Below are 19,444 nucleotides of genomic sequence, written 5' to 3'. Positions count from 1 at the left end.
TCAGCTCCGAGGCATGCCGAGGATGCGTTCGGCGACGATGTTGCGCTGGATGAAGGTGGATCCGCCGGCGATCGCCGTACCGCGGGCCTGGTTGGCGAGCCGCAGCCATCGCCGTGAGCGCTCTGCTTCCTCGGACGTGTCGTCGAGGTCGAACTGGCCGGCCAGCGGTTCGAGCGACAAGCGGAAGTCGGCAAGATCCTCGACCAGCGGGCAGAAGTACAGCTTGCCGATCGAGGCGACCGGACCAGGCGGACCGGACGCGCCGCTGATCACCCGTTGGCTGATCGTGCGGTGCACAAAGGCACGCGCCCAGAGGTCGGCGACCTTCTGCCGGACCTGCGGGTCCGCGCCGACGGGCCGGCTGGACGAGTCGGTCATGCCCCGGATGTCGGTGATGAGGTCGTCAACCGCCTTGGTGGTGTTCACCCGTCCGGTGGCGATGGCGACCCGCTCGAAGGACAAGGTGCCCATGGCAACTTTCCAGCCGCCGTCGACCTCGCCGACCACGGCCTCGTCGGGCAGGAACACGTCGTCGAGGAAGACCTCGTTGAACTCCGCCTCGCCGAGCATGTGCTGGAGTGGACGGACCGTGACGCCGTCGCTGTCCATCGGCAGCAGGAAGTACGTGATGCCCTTGTGCCGCGGGCCACCGCCGGTGCGGGCCAGCAGAATCGCAGCCGCCGCCATCTGCGCACGGCTCGTCCAGATCTTCTGCCCCTGGATCCGCCAGCCGCCCTCGACCTTCGTCGCCTTGGTCCGCAGCGAGGCGAGATCGGACCCCGCGTCGGGTTCGGAGAACAGCTGGCACCAGATCTCCTCGCCGGTCAGGATCGGGCGAAGGTACCGCTGCTTCTGCTCCTCGGACCCGAAGTGGGCGATCGTCGGGCCGGCGAAGTCCTCGCCGATCGTGTTGAGCCGCTCCGGCGCTCCGGCCAAGTCGCATTCCTCGCCGAAGATCGCCCGCATCCGCTCGTCCAGGCCCTGGCCGCCGTACTCGCGCGGCCAGGTGAGACCGGCGTACCCGGCCTCGTGGAGCATCGCCTGCCAGGCACGCCAGAACGCCAGCTTCTCGGTCAGGTCCGCGGGCTCGGGCCAGGGCAGCTCGGGCAGTCGCTTCTCCAGCCAGGTGCGCAGCTCCTGCCGGAACCGGGCCTCGTCCGGGGCGTCTGCTAGATCCATCAGCCCAGCTTCGCCTGGATGTCGGCCCGCAGCACGTGCTTCTGGATCTTGCCGGTCGCGGTCATCGGCATCGCCGGCACGATCTCCAGCCGCTCCGGCAGCTTCTGGGTGGCGACCTTGTGCTCGTGCAGCAGCGCGGTGATGTCGTCCAGCGTCACCGCCGGCTGTCCCTCGGCCAGTACGACGTACGCGCAGACCTTCTCGCCGAGTCGCTCGTCCGGCATGCCGACGATCGCCACACTCGCGATGGCCGGATGACGGAGCAGGTGGTCCTCGATCTCGCGGGCACTGATGTTCAGCCCGCCGCGGATGATGATGTCCTTGAGCCGCCCGGTCACCCGGACGAAGCCGTCCGTGTCCATCCGGCCCAGGTCGCCGGACCGCGAGAAGCCTTCCGGCGTGAACAACTCGGCGGTCTGCTCGGGATCGTCGTAGTACTCGATCATGTGGCTCGGGCCGCGGTACGCGATGTCACCCTCTTCGCCGCGCGGAACCTCGAGGCCGTCCCCACCGACGACCTTCACCTCGGCACCCTGGAGTGCCGAGCCATCCGACGTCACCGATCGCTCCGGCGGATCCGAGACTGTGCACATCGTGGTGAGGAAGTTCTCCGACCGCCCGTACAGGCTGAGCGTCTGGAAGCCGAGCAGCTCGTGGGACTTCTCGACAATCGCGCCTGGGATCGGCGAGCCGGCGCAGACCCAGAGCCGCATGCTGCTCGCGTCGTGCTTGGACGGGTCGTACGCCCCCATCAGCATCTGCAGGAACGGGGTCGCGGTGACCGTGACCGTGCAACCGTGCTGCTCGATCCGGTTCAGGCCCTCCTGCGGGTCCCATGCCTCCATCAGGTACGACTTCGCGCCGGCGATCAGGGGCAGCACAACACTGGTCACCAGGCCCGTGCTGTGCGTCACCGGTGACGGCCCGAACTCGACGTCGTTCTCGGTGTAGTCGAGGCTCTTCATGATCGCGGTCGCACTCGCTCGCACGGTGTTGAAGGTGTGGTAGCAGCCCTTGGGGCGGGACGTAGTACCGGAGGTGTAGACGATCAGGAAGCCGTCGTCCGGCGACGAATCCGGGCCCGCCTCGGCGTCCAGCTCCGCGAGATCGCCGTCCACTACCAAGCTGTCGAGCGCCGGTGCGTCCGCCGAGCCTGTCGCGCGGGCGACGTACACGGTCCGGAGATCCGGAGTCGACGAGCGCAGCTCCTCGAACATCGCGAGGTGGCCGAAGCCGCGGAACTCCTCACACGTCACCGCCGCGACCGCGCCGGAATGCCGCAGGACGTAGCCGACCTCCTCCTCGCGGTAGATCGGCATGATCGGCACCAGGATCGCGCCGATCCGCGAGAGTGCCGCAGCGACGACGGCGAAGTCGGTCCAGTTCGGCAGCTGGACGGCGACCCGGTCGCCACGTTCCACACCCTGCCGGCGCAGCCCGACCGCGAGCCGCAGCGCCTTCTCGCGCAAGTCCGCGTAGGTCAGCGACGTCGTGCTGTCGAAGATGAAGGTCTGGTCACCGCGCCGCTCGGCCTCCTCGGCGACGAGTGCGTTGAAGCTCGACGGTGCCCAATAGCCCGCGGCGTAGAAGCCGGCGATCTGGTCCTCGGTGTACCGGTCCCGGACGGTCTTGGTCGGTGCGCTCATGACTGTTTCCTTAGTACCCGGGTGAGGAATGCCAGCACGTCGGCGATCACCTCGTCCTGGTTGGTTTCATTGAAGATCTCGTGCATCGCGCCGGGGTAGACCTTTTGCTCCAGCGCGGGTCCGGCCAGGTGCTCGAAGGCCTTGGCCGTGACGTCGTACGGCGCCAGCGGGTCGAGTTCGCCGTGTAGCCACAGGGTCGGGAGGTCACCGAGCGGCGGACCGGCGGCGATGTCCGCGACCGCAGCGAAGATCGCGGACAAGGTCTGGCGGCTGAGCGGTCCGTGGTAGACGAGCGGGTCGGCCAAGTAGGCTTCACCGACCGCCGGGTCGCGCGAGAGCATCGCCGTGTCGATGGGCACCTGGGGCATCGGATCCATCGCCAGGAGTGCCTCGAAGCCCGGGTTTCCGCCGACCACCGGGTCGGACAGCACCAAGGCGGTGAGTTCGCCAGGAAACGACTGCGCGAACCGGGTGGCGATGATGCCACCCAGCGAGTGGCCGATCAGGGCGACGGGCAGCCCGGGGTGGTCGGCCCGCAACTGCTCGGCGACATGGTGCAAGTCCGCGACCATCTTGTCGACATCCTCGATCTCGCACCGCTCCCCCGCCGACCCACCGTGACCGTGATGGTCACCGGCGTACACGACCGCGCCGTCCGCGACGAGCCGCCGCGCGACGTGGTCGTACCGGCCACTGTGCTCACCGATGCCGTGCGCGAGCAAGACGCCGTACGACGGTTGCTCGGCGCTCCACGTCCGGACGAAGACGTCGCCCACCGTGCCGTCGATCATGAAGGCGGTCATGCGCCCCTCCTCTGAAGCCCTGAGGTGATGACCCGAGCATGCAACATTCGGCCTGATAGTTCAATGGTCTGACCAGAAATTTCAGCGCTCCTTCCAGACCGGATCGCGCTTGTCACGGAACGCGGTCACGCCCTCGACGATGTCCTCGGTGGTGAATGCGAGGGCGAGCTGGGAACGCAGCGCGGACAACGCGTCCGGGAGGCTCAAGTCGCGGGTCGCGGCGATGGCGTCCTTGCCCATCCGCATCAGCAGCGGCGACTTCGCGGCCAGCTTGTGTGCCCATTCGCGGACGACCTCGTCGAAGTCGTCAGCCGGAACCACGGCGTTGACGAGGTTGAGCCGGGCGGCCTCGGTGGCGTCGATCGGCTCGCCGAGCATCATCAACTCGTTTGCCTTGAGGCGGTCGACATTGCGGTAGATCAGCGCCGAGATCATGAACGGGAAAACCCCGACGTTGATCTCCGGACAACCGAAGCGCACACCCTCCTTCGCGATCACCAGGTCGCACGCCAGGGCGAGCCCGAACGCGCCGGCGAGCACATCGCCGCCGGCCGCGCAGATCACCGGCTTCCCGAGCTCTCCAATCGCCCGATAGAGCCGCGGGAACCGGTCGAGCGCGGCGTACTTCGCGATCGTGGGCACATCCGCGGCGAACGCCTTCAGGTCGCCGCCGGCCGAGAAGACCCGCTCATGCGAGGAACCCAGCACGAGCACGCGGACCTCGGCGTCCGCGGCTGCGTCGTCGAGCGCTGCCAGGAGATCATCCAGCAGCTCGTCGCTGAGCGCGTTGCGGGTCGCGGGCGAGTCCAGCGTCACGAACGCCACCGCATGATCGTCCACTTCGTAACGCACCAGGCCGGTCACGGCGAGAGCACCACCTTCCCGAATCCTTGACCACTCTCGAGATAGCCGTGTGCGGCCGACGCCTCGTCCAATGGGAAGACTCGATCGACCACAGGCGGGCTTACGTCGTACTCCTCGAGGAAGCGCAGCAGGCCGGCGAAGTCCCGGGGACTGCCCATCGTGGTGCCGATCAGCTCGAACTGCCCGAAGTAGAAGGGCCGGACGTCCAGCACAGCTCTGTCAGCCCGGGACGCTCCAAGGACCACCAACCGGCCACCCGGTCGCAGCGCGGACAACGAATCACCCCAGCTGCCGACCGAATCCAGCACGACGTCGAACCCATGCGGTGTCAGCTCCTTGGCCGCTTCGGGCCAGCCGGGGTCGGCATACAGAACTCCGGCAGCCGCGCCGAGTTCGCGGGCCCGGGCGATCTTCTCCTCGGACGATGATGTGACGATCACCTGGCAACCCGCGGCGGCCGCGAGCGACACGGCCATGGTCGCGACGCCGCCGCCCGCACCTGATACGAGCACCGATTCGCCGGCCTTCAGCCGCGCCCGGGAGAAGAGCGCCCGGTAGGTGGTCAGCCCGACCAGCGGCAACGCGGCGGCCTCGGGCCAGCTCAGACCGGACGGCTTCGGTACGACGCACTCGCGCGGGACCTTCACGAACTCCGCATAGGTGCCCGGCCGATGGTCGCCGAGGATCTCCCAGCGCGGCCCGGGCGCGGACTCGTCGTCACCCCACCACAGCGACGGCAGCACAAGCACGTCTTCGCCTGTCTCGATGTCGACGCCTGCGCCGTCCGCGCCGGGGATGTGTGGCAGTGGGGAGTTGTAGCGGCCTTGGCGGACGAGTACGTCGTGCCAGTTGAGCGCGGACGCCTTGAGTCGCACGACAGCCCACGTGCGCTCCGGTACTGGATCTGGCACTTCGGCGGGCTGGAGGACTTCGGGTCCGCCGAATCGGGTCTGCACCACGGCGCGCATCGGATCACCCGGCGTACGTCAGATAGATGGACTCGCCGACGGCCGCGGGTTGATCCTGACCGCGGATCTCGATGCGCAGCCGAAGTCGGTACTGCACGCCGCCGTCGTCCCGCCATACCGGATCGGTGATCGACGCGGCCAGGCGGATCTCGGACCCCACCGGCACCGGCGCCGGGAAGCGCACAGCGTCGAGGCCGTAGTTCGTACCGCGGGCGTGATCCTTGATCCGCAGCAGGTCCTTGAACATCACCGGCACCAACGACAGCGCCAGATAGCCGGTGGCGCCGGCCCCGAACAGATCGACCATCGCCTGATCCACGCGGCGCCAGCTCGAGGCGCCGAGATCCAGCACGGTCACGTCCGCCAGTTCGGCCACCGTCAGCTCGATCATCGATCCTCCTTGGCCTTGCAGGCACCGGCTAAGGGTATTATGGTCAGACCAAAACGTGACCGTCAACGAGGAGAGCCGATGGACGACTTCACCGACGTGGTCTACGAGGTCGAGGACGGCCTGGCCTGGATCACGATCAACCGCCCCGAGCGGTACAACTCGTTCCGCGCCCGGACGGTCGACGAGCTCGTGCTGGCGTTCAAGCGGGCCTGGGCCAGCGACGAGGTCGGCGTGATCGCACTGACCGGCGCGGGCGACAAGGCGTTCTGCACCGGCGGCGATCAGAAGCAGCGGATGGAGACCGGCGACTACGGTCCCTCGCAGAGCGGGTTGTTCGAGGTCGACTCGTTGCACCGCGTCATTCGCGACGTACCGAAGCCGGTCATTGCCGCCGTCAACGGTTACGCGATCGGCGGCGGCCACGTGCTGCACCTGCTGTGTGACCTGACCATCGCGGCCGACAACGCGACGTTCGGCCAGAACGGCCCGCGGGTCGGCTCGTTCGACGCCGGCTTCGGCACCGGGCTGATGGCGCGGGCGATCGGCGAGAAGCGGGCCCGGGAGATCTGGTTCCTGTGCCGCAAGTACTCCGCGGAGCAGGCGCTCGACTGGGGACTCGCCAACAAGGTGGTCCCGGCGGACCAACTGCACAAGGAAGTCCGGGCCTGGGCCGACGAGATCCTCAAGCTCTCCCCCACCGCGCTCAAGGTGCTGAAGCAATCGTTCAACGCCGACACCGAGCACTTTGCCGGCATCGGGCAGATGGCCTACTCCAGCCTGAAGCTGTTCGGCGAGACCGCCGAGGCGCAGGAGGGCATCACCGCGTTCAACGAGAAGCGCAGCCCGGACTTCTCGGCGTACCGCGGGAATTGACGTGTTCAGTAAAGACGTACTGGACGGCAAGCGCATCCTGATCACGGGCGGCGGCACCGGTCTTGGTCGTGGGGTGGCCAGACACCTGGTCGAGCACGGCGCCGAGGTCCACCTGTGGGGTCGCCGCCTCGCGGTGTTGCAAGACGCCGCGGAGGCAGCCGGACCCGGCAGCGTCCACGTCCACATCGTCGATGTCCGCGACTTCGATCAGGTCGACGCGACAATGGAGTCGATCTGGTCGGAGCACGGCCCGCTGACCGGCGTGGTCAACAACGCCGCGGCGAACTTCATCGCTCAAACCGAGAAGCTCAGCCCGCGTGCCTTCGAGGCTGTCACCGGCACGGTCATGAACGGCTCCTTCCACACCACCCTCGCAGCCGGCCGGCGCTGGATCCGCGACGGCCTTCCCGGCAGCATCCTGTCGACGCTGACCACTTGGGTCTGGACCGGATCGGCGTACGTCGTACCGTCGGCGATGGCGAAGGCCGCGGTCCACGCGATGACGATGTCACTCGCGGTCGAGTGGGCCAAGTACGGCATCCGGATCAACGCGATCGCGCCTGGACCGATCCCGACCGACTATGCCTGGGAGATGCTCAATCCGACCGAGAGCAGTTCGGTCGGCGCGACACAGACTGACACGGTGCCGGCCGGACGTGCGGGAACGATCGAGGAGCTGGCCAACCTGACGATCTTCCTGCTGTCCGATGCGTGCGATTACCTCACCGGGCAGACGATCGCGATGGACGGCGGCCAGATGCTCGCCGGTCCCGGCACCTTCGCCGGGCTCACCTCGCTGACGGACGCGGACTGGGCCCAGGTCAGGGAGCGCAGCACGGCGGCCACTGCCGCCAGCAAGGCGCAGCGTTCTACCTGAGCGTCGGGCGATAGGTGTACGACGTACTACGGGTGAGCGCGAACTCGAAGATGCCCCGGCCGCGCGTGCCGTCCTGGTTGAACTCGCACAGGCGATCCGTCAGTGAGGTGTCGGCGGTGAGCGGCGTGATCGTGCCGTCGAGTGGATACACGTCCGACTCCAGGCCGCGGACGGTTCCGTGCTGACCGCCGTACCCGCCGCCGGCCATCAGGGCGCCGCGGCCGGAGGCGTCGGCTTCAATCCTGGAGATGCCGGCCTTGGTGGTCACCTCGACGGTGCCGGATCTGAGGTCGAGCGTGTCGTCGAAGCGCAGGTCGTGGCGTACGTCGACGATCGGGTCCAGGCGGCCGTCGGTGTGCATCACCGCACCTTCCAGCAGCAGCCTCTCACCCGCTCGGTCCTCGACCAGGAGGAAGCCGATCGAGCGGTCCGGGAACTGCGCCTGGTACCAGATGTGGAGGCCTTGGCCGCCGCTCATCGTCCGGACGCCGCGCGATCGGTCTCGTTGTCCGTACCAGCCTTGGATGTTGTTGGCGATTCCGTCGATGCTCACGACGCCGTCGTACAGACCGGATTGGAAGAGGTGCTCGAAGTTCGTCGATTCGCCGACCTTGATGTCGCCTGACCAGGCCGGGGTCCGGGCGCGCCAGGTGAGGTCGAACTCCACATCGGTGGGGTTCGCTCCGAGCGTGAAGTGCCAGGTCTCCGCTGGGTCGAGGGCCTGCCAGGAAAGCGGGCCGCAGCTGTCGGGGCCGAGTTCACCGCCGAAGCGTACGTTGCGTTGCTCGTGCGGGAGACAGGCGATCACGAAGCCGTCCATGCTGTTGCGGTCCGGGTAGCTGCCGACGCCGAGGATGATCGAGGGTGTCGTCGCGTCGGCCGGGTGGAGGTTGAACATGAAGCGGTCGAAGAACATCACACCTCCAGTTCGGCGGCGCGCTGAGCAGCCGCGAGGAACGACTGCACGTGCGCCAGATCGGCGTAGTACGGATCCTGGCCCTGTCGGCGGCTGTACTCGTACAGCACGGCGAGCTTCCAGAGCGCGAGCGTTGTGTACCAGTTGAGGTTCTTCAGCTCCGCTCCGGTCCGTACGGCGTACCGGTCGGCCAGCTCCTTGCGGGTCGGGTAGCCGGGTTCGAGCATCGCTCGTCCGAGCTGCTGGGTTGGCGTCAACGGGCCGTCGTCGTCGGGCACCGAGGCGAGGAAGTAGCCGAGATCGAGGAGCGGGTCGCCAAGCGTTGCCAGCTCCCAGTCGAGGACGGCGACGAGCTCGCCGGGGCGCTTGGCCGACAGGACGACGTTGCCGATCCGGTAGTCGTTGTGGACGATCGACGCGCCCGACTCGGTGGGTACCTGCTCGGCCAGCCAGGCGTCGAGCTCGGCGAACTGACTGTTGTCATCAGCAACGAGTTGGGCGATTCGGCGCCGGTGCCGGTCGTTGAATCCTTCCGGCCGGCCGTAGCCTTCGAGGCCCGCGGATCGCCAGTCGACCGCGTGCAGGTCGGCGAGCGTGTCCACGAGTGCTTCGCCGATCCGCTGCCGCGCAGGTTGCAGGGACGACGGAGTCTCGGTCGTGACGACTGGGCCGGCCGCGAACGACATCACATAGAGGGGTACGTCGACAACCTCACCCGCTTGGGCTGTCGCCAGCAGTCGCGCCACGGGGACCGGCGTGGTCGCGAGTGCATTGATGACGCGAGCCTCCCGCAGCACGTCGTGTGCGCCTGGCGGGAAGGGTGGCGGCGGCGGGCGTCGTACAACGACCTGATGCACGCCGTCGGACACGAGATGGGTCAGGTTCGAGTGGCCGTCGCCGATCGGTGTGGTGGTGATCTCGCCGGACGTCACGCCTCGATCTTCCAAGTACGACGCCAGCCGGGCGCGGGTATCGGGCGTCCAGTCCCAGGGCATCGGCGTCAGGTCCCGGTGAAGCGGGGCTCGCGTTTCTGTTTGAACGCGGCGAGCGCTTCGGGCATGTCGGCGGTGCGGGTCAGGAGCGCCTGGCCGCGGTTCTCGAGTTCCAGGGCGGCGGCGTACGAGGTGATCTCCTGGTTGTGCTGGATCGCGCGCTTGGACATCCGGACCCCGCCAGGTGAGTTGGCCGCGATCAACCGTGCGCAGGCGATTGCTTCGTCGTACAACTCCTCGGTGGCAACGACACGGTTGGCCAGGCCGATCCGGGCGGCCTCCTCGGCGCCGACGATGCGGCCGGTGTAGCCGATCTCGGCGGCTCGGCCTGGTCCGACCAAACGACTGAGGTTGTACGACGTACCGAGCTCGCCGATCGACAGGCCAACCCGGATGAACGCCGTACTGAACTTGGCCGTCGGGGCGACCAGCCGGATGTCGGCCGCCAGCGCCAGCGCCATCCCGCCTCCGGTCGCGGGCCCGTGGATCGCGGCGATGACGGGGAACGGCAGGTGCCGGATCGCCTGGATGCCGCCCGTTGCGGTCTCCTGGAACCGGAGGAACTCCAGCACGCCCATCCGCGTGATGACATCCAGCTCGTCGAGGTCAAACCCGGCGCAGAACGCCCGCTCGCCGGCGCCGGTGAGGATGAGGGCGCGCAGTCCGCTGTCACGCAGGGCGCGGGCGGCCAAGCCGTGTTCGGTGAACATCCGGACAGTCTGGGAGTTCATCCGATGCGGGCGATTGATTCGAAGTACGCCGATGCCGCCGTCGAGCGGCTCGAAGGTCAGGGTTTCCAGCTCGGGGAAGTTCATCGGCCCGTGAACACCGCCGGCCTGTGCTCCTTGAAGGCGTTGAGCGCCTCGGGCATGTCGGCACTTCTGGTCAGCAGGGCCTGGCCGCGATTCTCCAACTCCAACGCGGCGGCGTAGGACGAGACTTCAAGGTTGGCCTGGAGCGCACGCTTCGAGAGCTGTACGCCGCCGGGCGAGTTCTGTGCGATGCGCTCAGCCAGTGCGATCGCGTCGTCCAGCAGGTGATCGCTGATGCTGTTGACCAGGCCGATTCCGGCCGCCTCATCCGCCTCGACGAGTCGACCGGTGAAGCAGATCTCGCTGGCATGGGCCGGGCCGATGAGGCGTGTGAGCAGCCACGACGTACCGAGGTCGCCGGCGGACAGGCCGATCCGGACGAAGGCAGCGTTGAACTTCGCGGTGGGCGCTGCGATCCGGATGTCGGCGGCGAGTGCCAGGGACAGTCCCCCACCGGCCGCGGCGCCGTTGATCGCGGCGATCACGGGAGCTCTGAGCGAGCGCACCGCCAGCAGAGCCCGCGCGGCCCGCTCCTGCTGGTCGAGCATGCCCAGAGCGCCGAGCCCGGCAAGATCGTCCGCGTCCGCGAGGTCGTAACCGGCGCAGAACGCCGTGCCGGCTCCGGTGAGGATGACGACTCGGCAGTCGTCCTCGGCGTCGAGCGCCTCCGCCGCATGCTCGAGCTCGGCGAACATGGTGTTCGTCATCGCGTTGCTTCGCTGCGGGCGGCTCAGGGTAATGACGACGACACCGGGTCGCGGCTCGTCCAGCGTGAGCGTCTCGTACGTCGCGGTCAGGCTTTTCATAGACAGCCTCCTCCCATTGGATCAATGGTAGGACCAAACAGTAGCAGAGTCGTTGCGCGGACGATTGGACCGCGACAATGCTAATTTAGGTACGACCAAATGCTTGGACCCTCAGGAGACCCTCATGGCCGCTCAACCAAGCTCGGAGACCGGGCCGAGGCGGCACGCTGTCCAGCTCAGCCCCATGCAGGTCCCGAAGGCATCCGACGTCCTCGCCGACGACCTGCGGGAGCGCATCATCCGCGGCGAGTTCCCGGAGGGCACCGCGCTGCCGCCGGAGCGGGAGCTGGTCAGCCAGACCAAGATGAGCCGGACCACGGTCCGCGAGGCGCTGCGCATCCTCGAGGTCCAAGGGCTCGTCCGGGTCAAGACCGGACGGTCCGGTGGCGCGTTCGTGTACCGGCCCGGCAAGGACACTGTCGCCGACTCGGTCAACCTGCTGATCCGCGGCCGGCAGATCCGGATCCCGGCGCTGCTCGAGACCCGCGAGGCGATCGAGCCGTACTGCGCGCAGCTCGCCGCTCGGAATCGCACTGACGAAGACCTCGAACGCCTCGACCAGGCCAACACCGACATCGCCGCGGACGGGACTCTCGCCGACTTCCTCCAGGCCAACGTCGACTGGCACATCGCCGTCGCCGCCGCGAGCCACAACGAACTGCTGACCGGCATCATGCTCGCCCTGTCCCGCAGCATCTACGACGCCACCGACAACCAGGGCTTCGTGGACGCCGAAGTACGCCGGACCACCCTGCGCGCCCACCGCACCGTCACCAAGGCCATCCGCGACCAGGACCCCGACGCCGCCAACCGCCGCATGAGTCGCCACGTCCACACCTACGCCGAAGCCGTCCTGGAAGTAGAAGACCGAACCACCGTCACCGTCCCCGAAACCTGACCACCCGCGACCCGGCCCAAGCGCAGCACGGCGCCCGAACCATCGGCATATGAGTCACCCGCCCAGCCGTTGAGCTCGAGGCGTGTGGTTGACGGGTGCCGCAACCGCCCACGTGGGTTAAGGCGAGCGCTTCCATGGTTGTTGGTCAGTTGCTGATGGCTGGGGCGGCCTCGAGATAGGTGGAGTCGGTGAGTTGGGCGACCAGGAAGGCGGCGATGTCGGTGCGGGTCATGGCCCCGCCGATCTTGTCGTGGCCGAGGAACCCGGCTCGCAGTGTGCCTACGCCTGGTCGGTCGGTGGGGTTGGTGATGCGGGCCAGGGTCCAGTCGAGCCCGGAGCCGGCGACGGCTGCGGACATGCCGATCACCTCCGCGAGGGCACGGGGGAACATGGTCTTGGCCATCAACGGGATGATCCGGCCTTGAAGCGTGGGCAGGTCGCGTTCGTCCGGCACGGATGGTGTGGCCAGTCCGATGAACCGGCGTACGCCGGTCTCCTTCATGGCCTGCACGATGGCGCGGGTGCCCTCGGTCAGGGCGGTGCCGTTGGCGAATGGTTTGAGGGTGGGCCCAAGTGCGCTGATCACCGCGTCGGTGCCGTCGATCGCCTGCCGTACGGTGGCGACCTCTCCCAACTGGCCGACCTGCACGGCTAGTCGGGGCCGGGGCTGCTCGAGCTTGGCAGGGTTGCGGACGAATGCCGTGACCTGATGGCCGTCGCCGAGTAGCTGGTCGACGACCAGCCGGCCGACTTTTCCGGTGGCACCGAACACGGTGACGCGCATGGACATCTCCTTGCGGGGTCGGGCTGAAGGGAGGTGAGTGGTCAGGCGCAGGTGATGCCGAGTTTGCCGAGCGACCCGGCGCCGAAGTCGGCGAATGCCTGCGGCGCCTGCTCCAGCGGGTAGGTGGTGGTGACGGGCACGCGCAGTCGCCCTGCGGCCACGTCGGCTGCGAGGCGCTCCAGAGTCGCGGCGTTCGCGTCGGCCATCACGGGGACGACGGTGAGGTCGCGGCCCGCGACCGCGTCCGGCCCGAAGCCGAGTGTGGAGGCGACCCGGCCGCCTGCTCTCACCAACTCGGCGACGGCCTGACCGTCGCCGGCCAGGTGAAGCGCGACGTCGACACCGCTGGGAGCGAAGTCCTTCACCTGTGCGGCGAGGTCGCCGGTGTAATCCACGACGTGGACATTCGCGCCGAGGGAGCGGACGAAGTCGGCCTGCGCGCCGGGCAGCGCGGTGGCGATCACCCGGGCGCCCCGCGCCGCGGCGTACTGCACCGCGATCGCACCCACGCCACCGGTCGCCCCCGCGATCAGGACCGTCTCCCCCTCCGCGGGTTCGACAGCCGCGAGGCTGTCGAGAGCGGCCGCGCCGGCGAGACCGAGTGCACCGGCGTCGGTGACCGAGACGCCGTCGGGGATGCGCGCCACACCCGACCCGGCCGGAACGACGACATACTCGGCCAGCGAGCCGGCACCCAGGAACGGCTTCGCCACAACGCCGAAGACAGGATCACCGGCGGCAAACTCGGTCACACCCTCACCGACCGCCTCGACTGTGCCGGCGAAGTCCTTGCCGAGCACCAGCGGGAAGCGGTGCTCCATCATCCCCTGCACGTAGCCGGCGGCCGTGGCTGCGTCGAAGCCGTTGACCGACGACGCCTGGACCCGGACCAGCAGCTCGCCGGCGTCGGGCCGCGGCACGGGCGTCTCGGTCACGGCGGGGGCCGCGGGGACGGAGTGGACGGTCAGAGCGCGCATGAAAGCTCTCCTCGACGAAGTGGATGGGGTTTTCCGATTCCTCCCTCTACCTTAGCAGCCGAATTGGACGGGGTATTCCAGTTGGCTAGGATGGCGACATGACACCGCCCGCGACTCCCGACGACGCGCGGCAATCGCTGCGCACCGATGCCGAACGCAACCGCGAGCGGGTGCTCTCGGCGGCGCGGAGTGTCTTCTGCGAGCAGGGCCTCGAGGTGCCGATGACGGTGATCGCCCGCCGGGCCGGGGTCGGCATCGCCACCCTCTACCGGCGCTTCCCCACCCGCGAGGACCTCATCGGAGCCGTCTTCGCCGACCGAATGGACGCCTACGTGGACGCCATCACCGAGGCGCTCGCCGACCCCGACCCCTGGCACGGCTTCACCACCTACATCGAGCGCATCTGCGCCATGCAGGCGGCCGACCGCGGCTTCGCCGACCTGCTCACCCTGACTTTTCCCACCGCCAAGGCGCTGGAGGCCAAACGCACCACGGCCTACCACGGATGGCTCGAACTGATCGCCCATGCCAAGGACAGCGGACAACTGCGTCCAGACTTCTCCCCCGAGGACCTGCCGGTCCTGCTGATGGCCAACGCCGGCGTCATCACCGCCACCGGCGACGCCGCCCGCGACACCTGGCGACGCCTGGTCGCCTACATGCTCCAGTCGTACGCCGCCAACCCGGCCCGATCCGAGGAGCTACCACCCGCCCCAGCACCCCGAGCCCTGTACCGCGCCATGATCCGCCTGACCCGGACCCCACCATCTCGCGACTGACCCACACCCCCACCAAGCCGCGGCCTACGCCCCACCGTCCGACTGACGGATCACGTCGAGGACCGCAGCCCCGGCCCATCCTTAACCTGAAGGAAGCGGACCCTCTCGGCGACTTCGCCCACCACCACTGCGGATCGACACCCGCCACTTGTACCCAGTACACGTCGAGCTCGACCAGTCCGTCGTCCTGGAAGTACAAGACCGAACCACCGTCACCGTCCCCGAGACCTGACCACCCGCGAGCTGACCCGAGCGCGACCCGGGGCACAAACCACCGGCACATGCGTCGCCCGCTCAGACGTTGAGTGCGATGCGTGTGGTTAGGGTGCGTGTCCCTCCTCGGACACGTGGGGGTTCATGTCCCTAGGGATATGAACCCTTTCTCATTTCTGGGCTCGCGGCGGCGGTCCGCCATTCACACTCCACTGCGTGTTCACAGCACCAGTGTCGCCGTACATCGGACGGGCACGAACCCGGAACGGTTAGTCCCGGACTCCTGGAATTGCGGTCCGGTGCCGATGGGCTCAGGTCGCCCCGGACTGTGGTGCGACCAAGGCGAGGTCCGCTGCGTATGCGGTCACGGGATGCGAACGAGAAGCCTGCAGCCCCGCATGCAACGCGACCGACAAGTCCGTTCACCTTGTCTCCTGCCACCGGTCGGTTCTTCCGCCGGAATCGCCTACCAGGAACTCGTCAGTTGGAGCGGATCAGGGCTTCCAGGGTGTAGATGCCGATGGCGATGGCGTCCTCGGCGAGGTCGAAGGTCGCACTGTGGTGGGGCCCGGGACTCGACGCGCCGATCATGATGTACGCGCCCTGACCGCCGCGGCCCCTGGACGTGTGAGAGTCGCGGACTGGCCCATCACCCCGGCCTCCGCCTCGACTCCTTGCGCCGCCGCGGTACCGGCCACGATGGACCGGATCCGGTCGACCAGTTCGTCGACAACGACGTCGTCGAAGCGGTCGATCGGGCCGAGTACCCCGCCGACGACTGCTTCCTCCATGGCGCGGTGCTTCACCTTTCATCGGGCGTTGGAAACCGTCGTGCGCTGTCGCATCTGGGCCTTCCTGGTGGTATCCGCGACACCGCTCGGGAGGTCCGGAGTCAGCGGGGCATGCGGCCCGGGAGCCAGGTGACGGGGACGACGCGGCGCCAGCCGTCGAAGACGACGGTGGCGTTCATGCCGACCGACAGGTACAGGCCGAGGGCCGGCGTCGGGTTGTTCGTATCGACATGCAGGATCGTGCCGGCCCGGCCGGTGGCTGCGTCGAGGGCGAAGGCGTCGCGCAGCAGGAACTTCGCCAGACCACGCCCCCGGAACTCCTCGACCACGCCGAGCATGCCGATGTGACCGCAATTCTCGGTCTCGACGTACCCGTCGTTGCACACGCGGACCGCGACCGCCCGGCCATCAACCTCGAGCAGCGTGAGCTGGGACCACTCGAAGATGGGCAGACCCTCGTGCGCCTCGAGCCACTCCTCGCGTGGGGTTTCGACCCAGCCGAACTGGCCGCGGAAGCACTCGTTGATGGCCTCGTGTGCGGCCCGGCGGGCGGCCTCGTCGAAGGCACCGCGGCGGACCACGACGCCCGCGGGTCCGTCCGGGGTGGCAGCCGGGCCGGTGTGGTCGATCCGCATCCGGTGGTACGTCGTACCAGTGGTGAAGTCGTGGTCGGACAACTGCGCGCGCAGCGACTCGTCGGCCCGGTACACGAACGCGTCGACGGTGACCTCGGCATGGCCACGCTCGCGTCCCATCTCCCGGGCGCGCTGCATCGTCCGATCGACCAGCCAGGCGGCGACCTCTGGGTCCTGCGACGCCACTTCGATGTTGATCAGCTGACGGTCACCGATGCCGAGCGTGGTCGCATACCCGGCCGGCCGGCCGTCCGCGGCGAGCACCAGCCAGCCGTCGGTCGAGCGGTCGAAGCCGGGCCTGTCTATGCAGTAGGCGACTTCCTCCAACGTGGTGTCGGCGAACCCGACCACCGCCTTGTTGTAGGCCGCGAGCATGTCGAACAGTGCCTCGGCATCGGTCGGCTCCGGCGAACGGACGGTGTAACCGTCGGGCAGTCCAGCGATGGTCTTCATGATTCAGCGTGCACCTGTACGCATTGCCGCGGAAGGGCCGGCGGCTTGACATTGCACCGCACCGCCAACGAACGAACGGCGTTTCATCGCCGGCCCCTTCCGCGAACCGGCAGTTGCATCCAGAGGTCCCGCGCGCGGCAGGTAGAAGCGGTTCGCCGCAGAGTTGGCGCCGACGATCGCCGGGAGAGCAACCGCTCCCACCGGTACGGCGACGACTGGGACAATTGCGCGCACGCCGTGCGGATCGGTAGACGGAGATTGACAGAACGGGTGGTGTGAAAGGATTTCACGGTGCCCCCTCAGGACACTTGCTTAGATGCACCCGGGGAGATCAAAGTTATCGATCCGCCCAGTCGTACTGGCCCCGAGGCGAAATGAGTCTGGACCTGCCGCCGAGAGGCGGCAGGTCCAGCGGCCGTTTTACCAGCGATGGGCGACATCCACCACGATCCGGCTGCCGGCGCCCGGACCTGCGAGGGTGAAGACGCGGAACGGCAGGCGGGCGCGGAGTCCGAGCCCGATCCAGGCGGCGCCCTCGGTGCTGCCGGCGTACTCGACCTGCCGGAAGGTCCGGTAACCGGTCACACTTGATTCGTGCGTAGGCTGGAAGGCCCAGTGGCCGGCCTCGTCGAACTCGCGGACGCCCAGCATGATCTCCAGCTTTGCGCCACCACGGAGCGGGACGAGATGGCCCGCCCCCGGGCGGAAGACGTTCGACACGTACCGCGCGGTGTAGCCGGGCGGCTTGCCCGCGATGTCGAACACCACGCGGTCGAAGCAGGCATGCCGACCGGTCCGGACCGCCTCCAGCGTCGCGGTGCTGACCCGGGTGTTTGCCTCAGGCAACGAACCCCAGCCGGTCGGGCAGGTGGTGCTGGAGCTCGCCGCAGCGTTGGCGCCGGCGACCGCCGGCACAGCGACCGCGCCCACCGGGACTGCGGCGACCGCGAGGACGGCGAATGCGGTACGGATCGGTCTTCGGATGGTTTTGATGGTGTGAATGGATTTCACTTGGTCCCCCCTTAGAGACACCTCTTAGATGCACTCCCGCGAACCGAAGTTGACATAATGCCGCGGTGATTTCAGGTGCCCGAACCGGCACGCACCGCGATCAGACATCGCGAGGGATTTCCGCCACAACATGCCACTCCCGGGCCTCCTCGAGGTCCGCGGTCGGCCTGACTTCCTCTGGCGGCCTGTGTGGCGACGCCCATCAGTTCGGCTCGGTCGCTACCAGCGACGTGGTACAGGTCGAGCAACGGGCCGACGGCGGGCATCTCCAACCGGACGCGAGCGCCTCGCTACCGATCGGTGATCGCGCCTCCTCGGATCCCGCCGTACGTTGGCCGGATCGCGGTAGTCGCCGTCCGCGTTGGCAAAAGACCGGCTCGTAGTCCGACCACGTCCCCGACGCAAATGAGGTCGAGGATCGCTCCGTTGCGATCGCTCAATCGGTCGAATACCTGCGGGGGGTAGAACGGTCGCCTCACCGCTGTTCGTGGCGTTGGACACAGCGAAGCGGACTCGATAATGTGCGCGGGCGACCGGACAGCCCTGGGAGCATCCGTCCGGAGGTGGGTTCCGTGGTCCCGAACATCGCCAGCGCTCGGCTGCGTGGCGGTAGTTCTGGTCGGCGAGCACGGCCGAAACCGTCGCGGCGACCTCGTCCGGGGTGACGGTCGCCGCGTCGTGCATTTGGCCGAGGCCGAGTTCGACGCAGCGCTGAGCATTGTGCGGCTGATCGGCGCCGAGGGGCAGCAGCACGGACGGCAGACCGTGCGCGAGGGCTCCGAGGAGACTGCCGGAGCCGCCGTGCGAGACGACCAGATCGCAGTACGGCAGCAGTTCCTCCTGCGGGATGAACCGCTCGACTCGGACGTGGTCAGGCTGCGGTCCCAGCGCCGCGGGATCATTGCGCTCGCCCACTGTCACGATCACCTTCGCGGGCACCGTCCGCAGACCCGCGAGCACCCGCGAGAACAAGTCGTCGGCGTCCGGCTGGAACACCGTCCCCAACGTGAAGTAGACGGTCGGGGTCTTCGACCTGACCAGGGCCGGTACGACGTCCGCGGGCCGGTAGGAGAACGCACTCGCAGGCAACGGGAATCCCGGGCTCCGGAAGCTCGGCGGGAACGGAGTCAGGACCAGATCCCGGTCGAGCATGGCGAGCCCGGGATCCGAGGGCAGGCCGTACTCGGCCCGCAACTCCGCCAACGGTTCCGCGATGAGCTCCTTGCGCAGCAGCGATCCGGCCGCGAGGACGAGCACGCTCGGACAGGGAACACCGAGCCGTTCGGCGGCGATCGCGGCGCCGAAATCGACCTCATCGCGCACGATCACATCGGGCTTCCACCGGCTGGCGATCTCGAGCCCGGCAGCCGCGTGCCGACGTGCTCCACGCCGCGCGAAGGTCTCGCTGAAGTGCCGCTACTCCGCCGCAGGGTCGACCTTCACCAGCCGCTCCGGAGCCGGAGCCGGCGCACCACTCGGCCGCGGCCCGCTGGTGGCGAAGGCCGTGAACCCAGCCGCTTCGAAGCTCGGCCTGACCTTGCCCGACCCGGCGACCGCGACGGTGTGCCCAGCAGCCTCGACCGCGCGAGCAACTGGAACCAGGGGCCGGAAATGCCCGCTACCCCCGCTGAACGTGAACAAGATCCGTATCGGCCGCACAGTACCGACTGTCCGGCCGGACCGTATCCGATCCGCCGCGTCCATTTGCGAGTAGTCAGGCTAGCGGTCATCACCATGACGGCGAATCCGACGTGGGGGTAGGAGGTGGGCGATATC

At 68.2% G+C, this 19,444-nt stretch carries 21 protein-coding genes; 4 read left to right on the top strand and 17 right to left on the bottom strand.

The window, feature by feature from the left end; genetic code table 11:
* The 6 genes from EV643_RS22040 to EV643_RS22015 all read right to left on the bottom strand — a co-directional run bounded on the left by EV643_RS22040 (window position 1) and on the right by EV643_RS22015 (window position 5,851).
* Window positions 1–1,179 (bottom strand): acyl-CoA dehydrogenase family protein, encoded by a 1,179-nt coding sequence (locus EV643_RS22040; RefSeq protein WP_133801995.1) that lies wholly within the window; start codon window positions 1,177–1,179, stop codon window positions 1–3.
* Entirely contained in the window at window positions 1,179–2,825 is a 1,647-nt protein-coding gene (locus EV643_RS22035; RefSeq protein WP_133801994.1) for an AMP-binding protein, read from the bottom strand. Before EV643_RS22035 ends, EV643_RS22040 begins: the two co-directional genes overlap by 1 nt.
* Complete coding sequence (locus tag EV643_RS22030; protein WP_133801993.1) at window positions 2,822–3,628, bottom strand: alpha/beta hydrolase; 807 nt, start codon at window positions 3,626–3,628, stop codon at window positions 2,822–2,824. The genes EV643_RS22035 and EV643_RS22030 overlap by 4 nt, the downstream gene beginning before the upstream one ends.
* An 81-nt stretch (window positions 3,629–3,709) precedes the next feature.
* A complete protein-coding gene (locus tag EV643_RS22025) occupies window positions 3,710–4,492 on the bottom strand; it encodes an enoyl-CoA hydratase/isomerase family protein (RefSeq protein ID WP_133801992.1) in 783 nt (260 codons plus the stop codon).
* Window positions 4,489–5,460, bottom strand: coding sequence for a quinone oxidoreductase family protein (locus EV643_RS22020; protein WP_133801991.1), 972 nt, complete (start codon window positions 5,458–5,460; stop codon window positions 4,489–4,491). Before EV643_RS22020 ends, EV643_RS22025 begins: the two co-directional genes overlap by 4 nt.
* Before the next feature lie 4 nt (window positions 5,461–5,464).
* Window positions 5,465–5,851, bottom strand: a complete 387-nt coding sequence (locus EV643_RS22015) for a hotdog family protein (RefSeq protein ID WP_133801990.1) — start codon at window positions 5,849–5,851, stop codon at window positions 5,465–5,467.
* 78 nt (window positions 5,852–5,929) lie between these two features.
* Between EV643_RS22015 and EV643_RS22010 the strand changes: the two genes are divergently transcribed.
* Both EV643_RS22010 and EV643_RS22005 read left to right on the top strand, forming a co-directional pair.
* Window positions 5,930–6,724 (top strand): enoyl-CoA hydratase-related protein, encoded by a 795-nt coding sequence (locus EV643_RS22010; RefSeq protein WP_133801989.1) that lies wholly within the window; start codon window positions 5,930–5,932, stop codon window positions 6,722–6,724.
* A gap of 1 nt (window position 6,725) precedes the next feature.
* Window positions 6,726–7,601: an SDR family oxidoreductase gene (locus tag EV643_RS22005; RefSeq protein WP_202869687.1), complete on the top strand. Its 876-nt coding sequence runs from the start codon at window positions 6,726–6,728 to the stop codon at window positions 7,599–7,601.
* On the opposite strand, the gene EV643_RS22000 is transcribed toward EV643_RS22005, so the two are convergent.
* From EV643_RS22000 to EV643_RS21985, 4 genes are read right to left on the bottom strand one after another with little or no spacing between them, the layout of a single operon-like run.
* Window positions 7,594–8,517, bottom strand: a complete 924-nt coding sequence (locus EV643_RS22000; RefSeq protein ID WP_133801987.1) for an Rv3169 family protein — start codon at window positions 8,515–8,517, stop codon at window positions 7,594–7,596. The genes EV643_RS22005 and EV643_RS22000 overlap by 8 nt on opposite strands.
* Entirely contained in the window at window positions 8,517–9,512 is a 996-nt protein-coding gene (locus EV643_RS21995) for a phosphotransferase family protein (RefSeq protein WP_133801986.1), read from the bottom strand. Before EV643_RS21995 ends, EV643_RS22000 begins: the two co-directional genes overlap by 1 nt.
* Before the next feature lie 5 nt (window positions 9,513–9,517).
* Window positions 9,518–10,324, bottom strand: a complete 807-nt coding sequence (locus EV643_RS21990; protein ID WP_133801985.1) for an enoyl-CoA hydratase/isomerase family protein — start codon at window positions 10,322–10,324, stop codon at window positions 9,518–9,520.
* Window positions 10,321–11,127 carry an enoyl-CoA hydratase/isomerase family protein gene (locus tag EV643_RS21985; RefSeq protein WP_133801984.1) on the bottom strand — a complete coding sequence of 269 codons (807 nt, stop codon included), beginning with the start codon at window positions 11,125–11,127 and terminating at the stop codon, window positions 10,321–10,323. The genes EV643_RS21990 and EV643_RS21985 overlap by 4 nt, the downstream gene beginning before the upstream one ends.
* A 124-nt stretch (window positions 11,128–11,251) precedes the next feature.
* Between EV643_RS21985 and EV643_RS21980 the strand changes: the two genes are divergently transcribed.
* Entirely contained in the window at window positions 11,252–12,025 is a 774-nt protein-coding gene (locus EV643_RS21980; protein ID WP_202869686.1) for a FadR/GntR family transcriptional regulator, read from the top strand.
* 145 nt (window positions 12,026–12,170) lie between these two features.
* On the opposite strand, the gene EV643_RS21975 is transcribed toward EV643_RS21980, so the two are convergent.
* Window positions 12,171–12,809, bottom strand: a complete 639-nt coding sequence (locus EV643_RS21975) for an NAD(P)-dependent oxidoreductase (protein ID WP_133801983.1) — start codon at window positions 12,807–12,809, stop codon at window positions 12,171–12,173.
* Window positions 12,810–12,850: 41 nt separating this feature from the next.
* A complete protein-coding gene (locus tag EV643_RS21970) occupies window positions 12,851–13,786 on the bottom strand; it encodes an NADP-dependent oxidoreductase (protein ID WP_133801982.1) in 936 nt (311 codons plus the stop codon).
* A 98-nt stretch (window positions 13,787–13,884) separates the two neighbouring features.
* Between EV643_RS21970 and EV643_RS21965 the strand changes: the two genes are divergently transcribed.
* Window positions 13,885–14,565: a TetR/AcrR family transcriptional regulator gene (locus tag EV643_RS21965; protein ID WP_133801981.1), complete on the top strand. Its 681-nt coding sequence runs from the start codon at window positions 13,885–13,887 to the stop codon at window positions 14,563–14,565.
* An 800-nt stretch (window positions 14,566–15,365) separates the two neighbouring features.
* Here EV643_RS21965 and EV643_RS21960 read toward each other — a convergent pair.
* The 5 genes from EV643_RS21960 to EV643_RS44995 all read right to left on the bottom strand — a co-directional run bounded on the left by EV643_RS21960 (window position 15,366) and on the right by EV643_RS44995 (window position 19,327).
* Window positions 15,366–15,569 (bottom strand): hypothetical protein, encoded by a 204-nt coding sequence (locus EV643_RS21960; protein WP_133801980.1) that lies wholly within the window; start codon window positions 15,567–15,569, stop codon window positions 15,366–15,368.
* Window positions 15,570–15,670: 101 nt separating this feature from the next.
* Window positions 15,671–16,657, bottom strand: a complete 987-nt coding sequence (locus EV643_RS21955; protein ID WP_133801979.1) for a GNAT family N-acetyltransferase — start codon at window positions 16,655–16,657, stop codon at window positions 15,671–15,673.
* A 420-nt stretch (window positions 16,658–17,077) separates the two neighbouring features.
* Complete coding sequence (locus EV643_RS21950; protein WP_202869685.1) at window positions 17,078–17,668, bottom strand: AMIN-like domain-containing (lipo)protein; 591 nt, start codon at window positions 17,666–17,668, stop codon at window positions 17,078–17,080.
* A 219-nt stretch (window positions 17,669–17,887) separates the two neighbouring features.
* A complete protein-coding gene (locus tag EV643_RS21945; RefSeq protein WP_202869684.1) occupies window positions 17,888–18,997 on the bottom strand; it encodes a glycosyltransferase in 1,110 nt (369 codons plus the stop codon).
* Between the two features lie 87 nt (window positions 18,998–19,084).
* Window positions 19,085–19,327 (bottom strand): hypothetical protein, encoded by a 243-nt coding sequence (locus EV643_RS44995; RefSeq protein ID WP_202869683.1) that lies wholly within the window; start codon window positions 19,325–19,327, stop codon window positions 19,085–19,087.
* Window positions 19,328–19,444: the final 117 nt, after the last annotated feature.

It is taken from the genome of Kribbella caucasensis, from assembly GCF_004361855.1.
Classification (GTDB): domain Bacteria; phylum Actinomycetota; class Actinomycetes; order Propionibacteriales; family Kribbellaceae; genus Kribbella; species Kribbella caucasensis.
This window is presented reverse-complemented; position numbering and strand designations above follow the sequence as displayed.

Bases quoted from the DNA above. Each gene is read 5' to 3' on its own strand.
- EV643_RS22040 (WP_133801995.1), bottom strand. From the start codon at position 1,179: ATGGATCTAGCAGACGCCCCGGACGAGGCCCGGTTCCGGCAGGAGCTG.
- EV643_RS22035 (WP_133801994.1), bottom strand. From the start codon at position 2,825: ATGAGCGCACCGACCAAGACCGTCCGGGACCGGTACACCGAGGACCAG.
- EV643_RS22030 (WP_133801993.1), bottom strand. From the start codon at position 3,628: ATGACCGCCTTCATGATCGACGGCACGGTGGGCGACGTCTTCGTCCGG.
- EV643_RS22020 (WP_133801991.1), bottom strand. From the start codon at position 5,460: ATGCGCGCCGTGGTGCAGACCCGATTCGGCGGACCCGAAGTCCTCCAG.
- EV643_RS22015 (WP_133801990.1), bottom strand. From the start codon at position 5,851: ATGATCGAGCTGACGGTGGCCGAACTGGCGGACGTGACCGTGCTGGAT.
- EV643_RS22010 (WP_133801989.1), top strand. From the start codon at position 5,930: ATGGACGACTTCACCGACGTGGTCTACGAGGTCGAGGACGGCCTGGCC.
- EV643_RS22000 (WP_133801987.1), bottom strand. From the start codon at position 8,517: ATGTTCTTCGACCGCTTCATGTTCAACCTCCACCCGGCCGACGCGACG.
- EV643_RS21995 (WP_133801986.1), bottom strand. From the start codon at position 9,512: ATGCCCTGGGACTGGACGCCCGATACCCGCGCCCGGCTGGCGTCGTAC.
- EV643_RS21990 (WP_133801985.1), bottom strand. From the start codon at position 10,324: ATGAACTTCCCCGAGCTGGAAACCCTGACCTTCGAGCCGCTCGACGGC.
- EV643_RS21985 (WP_133801984.1), bottom strand. From the start codon at position 11,127: ATGAAAAGCCTGACCGCGACGTACGAGACGCTCACGCTGGACGAGCCG.
- EV643_RS21980 (WP_202869686.1), top strand. From the start codon at position 11,252: ATGGCCGCTCAACCAAGCTCGGAGACCGGGCCGAGGCGGCACGCTGTC.
- EV643_RS21975 (WP_133801983.1), bottom strand. From the start codon at position 12,809: ATGCGCGTCACCGTGTTCGGTGCCACCGGAAAAGTCGGCCGGCTGGTC.
- EV643_RS21970 (WP_133801982.1), bottom strand. From the start codon at position 13,786: ATGCGCGCTCTGACCGTCCACTCCGTCCCCGCGGCCCCCGCCGTGACC.
- EV643_RS21965 (WP_133801981.1), top strand. From the start codon at position 13,885: ATGACACCGCCCGCGACTCCCGACGACGCGCGGCAATCGCTGCGCACC.
- EV643_RS21960 (WP_133801980.1), bottom strand. From the start codon at position 15,569: ATGGAGGAAGCAGTCGTCGGCGGGGTACTCGGCCCGATCGACCGCTTC.
- EV643_RS21955 (WP_133801979.1), bottom strand. From the start codon at position 16,657: ATGAAGACCATCGCTGGACTGCCCGACGGTTACACCGTCCGTTCGCCG.